10 protein-coding genes are annotated in these 8,079 nt (G+C 70.6%); 6 read left to right on the top strand and 4 right to left on the bottom strand.

Annotation, left to right across the window (positions count from 1 at the left end):
* The coding region (locus tag MCHUDSM44219_RS26135; RefSeq protein WP_048421190.1) for a hypothetical protein at window positions 1–493 on the top strand (493 nt) is incomplete at its 5' end.
* Here MCHUDSM44219_RS26135 and MCHUDSM44219_RS26130 read toward each other — a convergent pair.
* Both MCHUDSM44219_RS26130 and dut read right to left on the bottom strand, forming a co-directional pair.
* Window positions 490–1,206 (bottom strand): DUF3710 domain-containing protein, encoded by a 717-nt coding sequence (locus MCHUDSM44219_RS26130; RefSeq protein WP_236695589.1) that lies wholly within the window; start codon window positions 1,204–1,206, stop codon window positions 490–492. The two genes, MCHUDSM44219_RS26135 and MCHUDSM44219_RS26130, sit on opposite strands and share 4 nt — an antisense overlap.
* Before the next feature lie 55 nt (window positions 1,207–1,261).
* On the bottom strand, window positions 1,262–1,726 hold the full coding sequence (gene dut / locus MCHUDSM44219_RS26125; protein WP_048421187.1) for a dUTP diphosphatase: 465 nt from the start codon (window positions 1,724–1,726) through the stop codon (window positions 1,262–1,264).
* Between the two features lie 25 nt (window positions 1,727–1,751).
* Here dut and MCHUDSM44219_RS26120 point away from each other — a divergent pair, with 25 nt between their 5' ends.
* Entirely contained in the window at window positions 1,752–2,225 is a 474-nt protein-coding gene (locus MCHUDSM44219_RS26120; RefSeq protein WP_048421186.1) for a DUF3093 domain-containing protein, read from the top strand.
* 41 nt (window positions 2,226–2,266) lie between these two features.
* On the opposite strand, the gene MCHUDSM44219_RS26115 is transcribed toward MCHUDSM44219_RS26120, so the two are convergent.
* Window positions 2,267–2,569, bottom strand: coding sequence for a DUF4193 domain-containing protein (locus tag MCHUDSM44219_RS26115; RefSeq protein WP_043408120.1), 303 nt, complete (start codon window positions 2,567–2,569; stop codon window positions 2,267–2,269).
* 178 nt (window positions 2,570–2,747) lie between these two features.
* Between MCHUDSM44219_RS26115 and cei the strand changes: the two genes are divergently transcribed.
* Window positions 2,748–3,404 carry an envelope integrity protein Cei gene (cei, locus tag MCHUDSM44219_RS26110; protein WP_048421185.1) on the top strand — a complete coding sequence of 219 codons (657 nt, stop codon included), beginning with the start codon at window positions 2,748–2,750 and terminating at the stop codon, window positions 3,402–3,404.
* A gap of 1 nt (window position 3,405) precedes the next feature.
* On the opposite strand, the gene MCHUDSM44219_RS26105 is transcribed toward cei, so the two are convergent.
* Complete coding sequence (locus MCHUDSM44219_RS26105; protein WP_048421184.1) at window positions 3,406–4,275, bottom strand: inositol monophosphatase family protein; 870 nt, start codon at window positions 4,273–4,275, stop codon at window positions 3,406–3,408.
* Window positions 4,276–4,382: 107 nt separating this feature from the next.
* On the opposite strand from MCHUDSM44219_RS26105, the gene ppgK reads away from it, so the two are divergent.
* From ppgK to MCHUDSM44219_RS26090, 3 genes are all read left to right on the top strand, one after another.
* Window positions 4,383–5,180 (top strand): polyphosphate--glucose phosphotransferase, encoded by a 798-nt coding sequence (ppgK, locus tag MCHUDSM44219_RS26100; protein WP_048421183.1) that lies wholly within the window; start codon window positions 4,383–4,385, stop codon window positions 5,178–5,180.
* A gap of 196 nt (window positions 5,181–5,376) precedes the next feature.
* The gene (locus MCHUDSM44219_RS26095) at window positions 5,377–6,852 is read left to right on the top strand and encodes an RNA polymerase sigma factor (RefSeq protein ID WP_048421189.1); all 1,476 of its coding nucleotides are present in this window, start codon (window positions 5,377–5,379) and stop codon (window positions 6,850–6,852) included.
* Between the two features lie 60 nt (window positions 6,853–6,912).
* Window positions 6,913–7,998 (top strand): methyltransferase, encoded by a 1,086-nt coding sequence (locus tag MCHUDSM44219_RS26090; RefSeq protein ID WP_048421182.1) that lies wholly within the window; start codon window positions 6,913–6,915, stop codon window positions 7,996–7,998.
* The last annotated feature ends 81 nt before the right edge of the window (window positions 7,999–8,079 follow it).

Raw genomic sequence — 8,079 nt, 5'->3', positions numbered from 1 at the left:
GGTCGCCGCGGCGTGGGCCCTGTCACATCCGGGCCGGGTGGTGGCCGTGCTGGCCGCGCTGCCGGCCTGGACCGGCGAGCCCGACGCCGCACCCGCCGCGCTGGCGGCCCGGCACTCCGCGGCGGTGCTGCGCCGCGACGGCCTGGTGTCGGCGACCGCGGCGATGCAGGCCTCCAGCCCGGCGTGGCTGGCCGCGGAACTCACCCGCTCGTGGGTCGCCCAGTGGCCGGCCCTGCCCGATGCGATGGACGAGGCGGCGCGCTACGTGGCCCCCACTCTCGGCGAGTTCGAGGGCCTGGGCGTGCCGATGGGCGTGGTGTCAGCCACCGACGACGCCGTGCACCCGCTGGAGGTCGGCGCTGCCTGGGTGTCCGCGGCGCCGCGCGCCGCACTGCGGACCGTGACGCTCGGCGACGTCGGCGAGGACCCCTCGGTACTCGGCACCGAGTGCCTGGCCGCGCTGCGTGACGCCGACCGCGAGGAGCGCAGCTAGCCGCCGGTGATGGTGCGCAGCTGCTGCATCGCCGAGCCCTGGGTCGCGCGCCGCGCCGCCGGGTCGGCCGGGGGCTGCGGCGGCTCGGGCTGCTGCTGCCCCTGGGCCGCAGACTCGGCCTCGGCCTGAGCCTGCGCCTGGGCCTGGGCCTGCTCGGTGGCCGCCTGCAGCTGGGCGGCCATCTGCTCGGGGAGGGCCACCGGCAGCGGCGTGCGCACCGGCAGCGGGGTGTCGCCCCGGCGGACCACCGTGTCGGCCAGCGCCTCGCGGGCCTGTTCGGCGAGTGCGCCGATGCTCTCCTGGGGTCCGTTGACCACGCAGCGGATCATCCAGCGGTAGCCGTCGACGCCGATGAAGCGGACCCCGGCCTGCCGATGGTCGCCCGGACCGACCACCTCGCGGCCCCACGGGCCGTCCTCGATGCTCACCTTCGGCCTTTCCTTGCGCAGCGACTCGGCCAGCTCGGAGGCCACCTCGCGCCACAGACCGGTCGACTTCGGTGCCGCGTAGGCGGCGATGGTGAAGCGGCCGTGCTGCGTCATGACCCATACCGCGTTGGGCACGCCGGCCTCGTTGATCTCGACCTGGACCTGGCCGCCCTCGGGCATCGGGATCAGCACCGAGCCCAGGTCCAGCCGCGCCACCGTCGCGACGTCCGGATCGTCGAAGTCATCGATGTCGAACGGGCCTTCGAGTTCCTCGTCGGCTTCCACTGCTACCACCTCGGGTGTCTCACGCTGTCACTGTCAGTCGTTCTGAAAGCCATCGTCACAGACTGGCATGCCCGCCGGAAGATCCGTGCCCCCCGTCGCCGCGCGTCGTGTCGGCGAGCCCGGCCTCGTCGAAGCTCGTCACCTCCACCAGCTCCGGCAACTCGACCCGCTGCACCAGCAGCTGGGCGATCCGGTCACCGCGGTGCACCACGATCGGGGTGTGCGGATCGAGGTTGATCAGCGACACCTTGATCTCGCCGCGATAGCCCGCGTCGATGGTCCCGGGACTGTTGACGATCGAAAGGCCAACGCGCGCAGCCAATCCCGATCGCGGATGGACCAGGCCGACCATACCGTGCGGGATCGCGACCGCGATCCCGGTGCCGACCAGGGCCCGTGCCCCGGGCGCCAGTTCGACATCGTGCGCGCTGTACAGGTCGACACCGGCGTCACCGTCGTGGGCACGCTCGGGGAGCGGCAGATCCCGATCGAGACGCACGACCGCCAAAGAACTGGGCACGACGTCAGAGATTACTCTTGGCCGCGTGTCCGACACGCGCGCCACCGCCACCAGCGTTCGCTACCGCGAGCGGCTGTGGGTGCCGTGGTGGTGGTGGTTGCCGGGGCTGGGCCTGGCCGCGCTGATCGCCCTGGAGGTCAACCAGGGCATCGCCGCGCTGCCCGACTGGCTGCCCTACGCCGTGCTGCTGCCGGTGGCGGCGGTCGCGCTGGTGTGGCTCGGCCGCGTCGAACTGCGGGTGGTGCACGACGACGGCGGTACCGAACTGTGGGTCGGTAACGCGCACTTGCCCGCGTCGGTGATCACCCGGGCCGCCGAGGTGCCGCGCTCGGCCAAGTCGGCCGCGCTGGGACGGCAGCTCGATCCGGCCGCCTACGTCGTGCACCGGGCCTGGGTGGGCCCGCTGGTGCTGCTCGTCCTGGACGATCCGGACGATCCCACGCCCTATTGGCTCGTCAGCGCGCGGCACCCGGATCGGGTGCTCGCCGCGCTGCGCTGACTCTCGTCAGGCTCTCACCCTCACGTCGCGCGGCTCGTACCTCAGGCAGCGCAGTCCGAGCAGATCATCATGCCGTTCTTCTCGCTCGCCAGCCGGCTGCGGTGATGCACCAGGAAACAGCTGGAGCACGTGAACTCGTCGGCCTGCTTGGGGATCACCCGCACCGAGAGCTCTTCGCCGGACAGATCGGCGCCGGGCAGCTCGAAAGATTCGGCGGTCTCGGACTCGTCGACGTCGACGACAGCAGACTGAGCTTCGTTGCGGCGTGCCTTCAGTTCCTCGAGCGAGTCCTCGGACACGTCGTCGGTCTCGGTGCGCCGTGGGGCGTCGTAATCAGTAGCCATGGCCAGTCCCCTCCGTGAAGCTCTATGCAGCGTTGCTTTGTACCAGCGTCGAACGCATCCACCAAACGATTCGTGCCCGTATTGACACCGGTTCTAATGTGATTTACGTCACAGAAGTCGCCATCCGACCGTTGATGCCGGTCGGAGCCCCGCACACCCTAGCTCTAGAGTCTGTGGCGTGGTCGCGCAAATCACCGAAGGCACGGCGTTCGACAAACACGGGCGCCCGTTCCGCCGCCGGAACTTCCTGCCCGGAGCGCTGATGTTCGCCGCGCTGGCGGTGGCGGCGCTGCTGGTCTGGGTGATCGCGCTCTCCCAGCCGCCCGACGTGCGCGAGGTCGCCGTCTGCAATCCGCCGCCGGCACCGGCGGATCCGAACGCGCCGGCCCCCACCCTGGGAGAACAGGTGTCGCGCCAGAACATGACCGACGTGACACCCGCCAAGCTCGCCGACACCCGCATCCGGGTGCTCAACGCCAGCGGGCAGGGCGGGCAGGCCGCCGAAGTGGCCGGCGCGCTGCGGGATCTCGGCTTCACCGATCCCGAGGCCGCCAACGACCCCGTCTACACCGGCACCCGATTGCAGTGCCAGGGCCAGATCCGGTTCGGACCGGCCGGACGCGCTGCCGCGGCGTCGTTGTGGCTGGTCGCGCCCTGCACCGAGCTGTTCCAGGATCAGCGCACCGACGACACCGTCGACCTCGCGATCGGCACCGACTTCACCGAACTCGCCCACAGCGACGACATCGACGCGGTGCTGGCCAGCCTGATGCCCGACGCCACCCAGCCGGCCGACCCGTCGCTGCTGAGCAAGATCCACACCCAGACCTGCTGAGCTACTGTCGGCGCGGGTCCAGCCCGCTGCGCAGCAGCGCCTCGTCGAGCTCCGCCGCCAGACCCGGCGCGGCGGCGACCATCAGACCGGGTCCCCCCTGCCCGGGCGCCCGCACCACCGCACCCGCCTCGGCCGCGATCAGCGCACCGGCGGCCCAGTCCCAGACGTGCACCCCGTCCTCGTAGTACGCGTCGAGCCTGCCCGCGGCCACCATGCACAGGTCCAGCGCGCAGGAACCGATCCGGCGCACGTCGCGGATCTCCGGCAGCAACGCCGCCATCACCGCGCCCTGGCGACGGCGATCCTCCGGCTGGTAGGAGAAGCCGGTGCCGACCAGCGCCATCGACAGCGAGGTGGCCGCACTGCACCGCAACGCCGTCGTCTGCCCGTCCCGCGTCACCTGTGCGCCGCGGCCCAGCGCCGCCGAGTACACCGCTCCCGCCGCGACGTCGGCGACCGCCCCGGCCACCGACACCCCACCCCGCTGCACGCCGACCGACACCGCGAAGGCCTCGATCCCGTAGACGAAGTTCACCGTGCCATCGATCGGATCCAGCACCCAGGTGAGTCGGCCGTCGTCGGCGCCCTCCGGGCCGCCTTCCTCCTCCCCGAGGATCGGCTCGCCGGGGCGCAGTTCGGCCAGCCGGTTCCGCAGCAGACGCTCGGTCTCGGTGTCGACGACGGTGACGGGGTCGGTCGGGGTGCTCTTCGCCCTGACCGCGCCGTCCTGGTCGGAACCGCCCGCGCCGTCGAACACCTCGGTGCGGCGGCGCCGGACGAAGGCCGCCGCCTCCGCGGCCAACTGCTCGGCCACCGCGCGCGCGGACGCCGGGTCGGTGTCGATGTCGCTCACCCGACCATCGCAACACATCCGCGGGCGCGGCGGCGGTCCGGGATGCGCGACTGGCCCCCATCGCAATTCGTGAGCCGATAGTGTGTGCACCACCGGCGCCGCCCACCTGCGCAGAGGAGCCTGCATTGACCGTCACCGACTCGCCCACCTCTGCATCCGACACCCCGCGCCGCGGTTTCGGCGTCGACGTCGGCGGCAGCGGCGTCAAAGGCGGCATCGTCGATCTCGACACCGGACAGTTGATCGGTGAGCGCTACAAGCTGCTGACCCCCCAGCCGTCCACTCCGGACGCCGTCGCCGCCACCATCGCCGAGGTGGTCAAGCACTTCGGCTGGGAGGGCCCGCTGGGAGTGACCTACCCCGGTGTGGTGACCAACGGGATCGTGCGCACCGCCGCCAACGTCGACAAAGGATGGATCGGCGTGAACGCCGGCGAGGTGATCGGCGCGGCGCTGGGGGGCCGACAGGTGACGGTGCTCAACGACGCCGACGCCGCCGGACTCGCCGAGGAGAAGTTCGGCGCCGGCAGCGGGCACACCGGGGTCATCGTGTTGCTCACCTTCGGCACCGGCATCGGGTCGGCGGTGATCCACAACGGCGTGTTGCTGCCCAACACCGAGTTCGGCCACCTCGAAGTCGGCGGCAAGGAGGCCGAACACCGCGCGGCGAGTTCGGTCAAGGAGCGCAAGGACTGGAGCTACGAGCGGTGGACCGAGGAGGTCACCAAAGTCCTGGTCGCCATCGAGAACGCCATCTGGCCCGACCTCTTCATCGCCGGCGGCGGCATCAGCCGCAAGGCCGACAAATGGATTCCGCTGCTGAAGAACCGCACCCCGGTGGTGGCCGCGGCGCTGCAGAACAGCGCAGGCATCGTCGGTGCGGCGATGGCCGCCGACGTCGACGTCACCACTACCGCTCGGTAACCGGCGCGGCGCGCCGTCAAATTTGCCGCTCGGCACGGTACGCACTCACACTGTCGTTACAATGGTCGTCGGCGGCCGCCTACACCGAACAGCGGCGGAGCATCCCAGTTGAGATCGTCGCCGACATTCGACATAGCCGACACTTTTCGGCGGCGCATGCGTGCGCGCCGGAACCCGCACGATTGGAAGGGTGTACGTGGCAGCGACAAAGGCAAGCCCGGCAACCGATGAGCCGGTGAAGCGGCCCGCCGCCAAGACCCCCGCGAAGAAGGCGCCCGCCAAGGCGGCCAACGGCTCAGCGCCCGCGAAGAAGGCCGCCAAGGCCGCTCCGGTGAAGGCCGCCAAGCGGGCCGCGAAGTCCGCCGACGCCCCCGCCGGCCGCGGGCGCGCCAAGAAGGGTGCCGCCGAGGCCGTCGACACCGATCTCGTCGCCGAAGACCTGGAGACCACCGAAGACCTCGAGGCCGAACCCGGCGAGGATCTCGACGTCGAGGACGGCGATCTCGAACTCGACGACATCGAGGTCGAAGACACCGACGACGACGCGGCCGCCGACGACGAGGACACCGACGAGGCCGAGGACGGTACCGCCGGGGCCACGGCGGCGCCCGTCGCACCCGGCAAGGCCGTCAAGGAAGCCGATGACGACATCGCCGAGCCGTCCGAGAAGGACAAGGCCTCCGGCGACTTCGTCTGGGACGAAGAGGAATCCGAGGCGCTGCGGCAGGCCCGCAAGGACGCCGAGCTCACCGCGTCGGCCGACTCGGTGCGCGCCTACCTCAAGCAGATCGGCAAGGTCGCGCTGCTCAACGCCGAGGAAGAGGTGGAGCTCGCCAAGCGCATCGAGGCGGGCCTGTACGCGACGCAGCTGATGGCCGAGCTCGCTGAGAAGGGCGAGAAGCTCCCGGCCGCGCAGCGGCGCGACATGATGTGGATCTGCCGCGACGGTGACCGCGCGAAAAACCATCTGCTGGAAGCCAACCTGCGCCTGGTGGTGTCGCTGGCCAAGCGGTATACCGGCCGCGGCATGGCGTTCCTGGACCTGATCCAGGAGGGCAACCTGGGCCTGATCCGTGCGGTCGAGAAGTTCGACTACACCAAGGGCTACAAGTTCTCCACCTATGCCACCTGGTGGATCCGTCAGGCCATCACCCGCGCGATGGCCGACCAGGCCCGAACCATCCGCATCCCGGTGCACATGGTCGAGGTCATCAACAAGCTCGGCCGCATCCAGCGCGAGCTGCTCCAGGATCTGGGCCGCGAGCCCACGCCGGAGGAGCTGGCCAAGGAGATGGACATCACGCCGGAGAAGGTGCTGGAGATCCAGCAGTACGCGCGTGAGCCCATCTCGCTGGACCAGACCATCGGCGACGAGGGCGATTCGCAGCTCGGCGACTTCATCGAGGACAGCGAGGCCGTCGTGGCTGTCGACGCGGTGTCCTTCACGCTGCTGCAGGATCAGCTGCAGTCGGTGCTCGAGACGCTCTCCGAACGTGAAGCCGGCGTGGTGCGGCTGCGCTTCGGCCTGACCGACGGCCAGCCCCGCACTCTCGACGAGATCGGCCAGGTCTACGGCGTCACTCGCGAGCGCATCCGTCAGATCGAGTCCAAGACGATGAGCAAGCTGCGCCACCCCAGCCGGTCGCAGGTCCTGCGCGACTACCTGGACTAGGTCGGCCCGCCAAGCGCCGTCCAAGAAATCGTCAAGTCGGCTGACCTAGATTCATCGACCATGGGACGAAGAACTCCGCCGGTCCGTCTGATCCAGGCCGTCGACCGCGTGCGCGCGGCTCTGGCCGGCCTGCACCGGTCCACGGCGCCCGGCAATGTCGCCCTGCTGGAACTGGCCACCGGTGCGTGGACCACGCAGGTGCTCTACGTCGCCGCCAAGCTCGGGATCGCCGACCAGCTGGCGACCGGCCCCAGACGCGCGGCCGACGTGGCCGCCGCGGTGGGCGCCGATCCCGACGCTGTGCACCGCCTGATGCGCGCCATGACCAGCCGCGGCGCGCTGCGTCAGCGCCGGGACGGACGGTTCGCGCTGACCGCCGTCGGCCACGCCCTGCGGTCGGACTCCGACGGGTCGCTGCGCGACATGGTGCTGTTCCTCGGGCACCCGAGGCATTGGGAACACTGGGGCGCTCTGCTGCATTCGGTGCAGACCGGTGAGCCGGCGGCCGAGATGCTGCGCGGTATGCCGGCCTTCGACTACCTCGACACCGACCCCGAGTTCGCCGCGGTGTTCAACAACGCGATGACGGCCGCCAGCGGCCTGGCGAACGACGTTGCACTGCAGGCCTACGACTTCTCCGGGTGCCGACTGGTCGTCGATGTCGGCGGCGGGCACGGAGCGGTGCTGTCGACGATCCTGCGCGGTGCGCCCGACGCCCGAGGCGTGCTGTTCGACCTGCCGAAGGTGGTCGAAGGGGCGGGTCCGCTGCTTGCCGACGCCGGCGTCGCCCACCGGACCGCGCTCGAGGGCGGGTCGTTCCTCGAGTCGGTGCCCGCCGGCGGCGACCTCTACGTGATGAAGAACATCATCCACGACTGGGACGACGAGCACGCGTTGACGATTCTGCGCAACGTCCGCACCGGGATCGCCGAGGACGGCCGACTGCTCCTGCTGGAAATGGTTCTGCCGGAACGGGCTTCGTCGTTCATCGGGCACATGCTCGATCTCGAGATGCTGGTGATGCTGCACGGCAGGGAACGGACCCGCGCCCAATACGCCGACCTGCTCAGCCGCGCCGGTTTCCGGCTGATTCGGGTGCTCCCCACGGTCAGCCCGATGTCGGTGATCGAGGCCGTCGCGGTCTGATCGCTAATCGGCGCTGCGGCCGGCGCCACCGGCCCCGCCGGAGCCTCCTGCGCCGCCCTTGGTCCCGCTGGGTCCGCTCCC

The sequence above is a fragment of the Mycolicibacterium chubuense genome, assembly GCF_001044255.1.
Taxonomy (GTDB): domain Bacteria; phylum Actinomycetota; class Actinomycetes; order Mycobacteriales; family Mycobacteriaceae; genus Mycobacterium; species Mycobacterium chubuense.
The sequence above is the reverse complement of the archived record's forward strand: the minus strand, read 5'-3'. Positions and strand labels throughout refer to the sequence as shown.

Coding starts and splice junctions, on each gene's coding strand:
- MCHUDSM44219_RS26090 (WP_048421182.1), top strand. CDS start 6,913: ATGGGACGAAGAACTCCGCCGGTCCGTCTGATCCAGGCCGTCGACCGC.
- MCHUDSM44219_RS26115 (WP_043408120.1), bottom strand. CDS start 2,569: ATGGCTACTGATTACGACGCCCCACGGCGCACCGAGACCGACGACGTG.
- MCHUDSM44219_RS26105 (WP_048421184.1), bottom strand. CDS start 4,275: ATGTGTTGCGATGGTCGGGTGAGCGACATCGACACCGACCCGGCGTCC.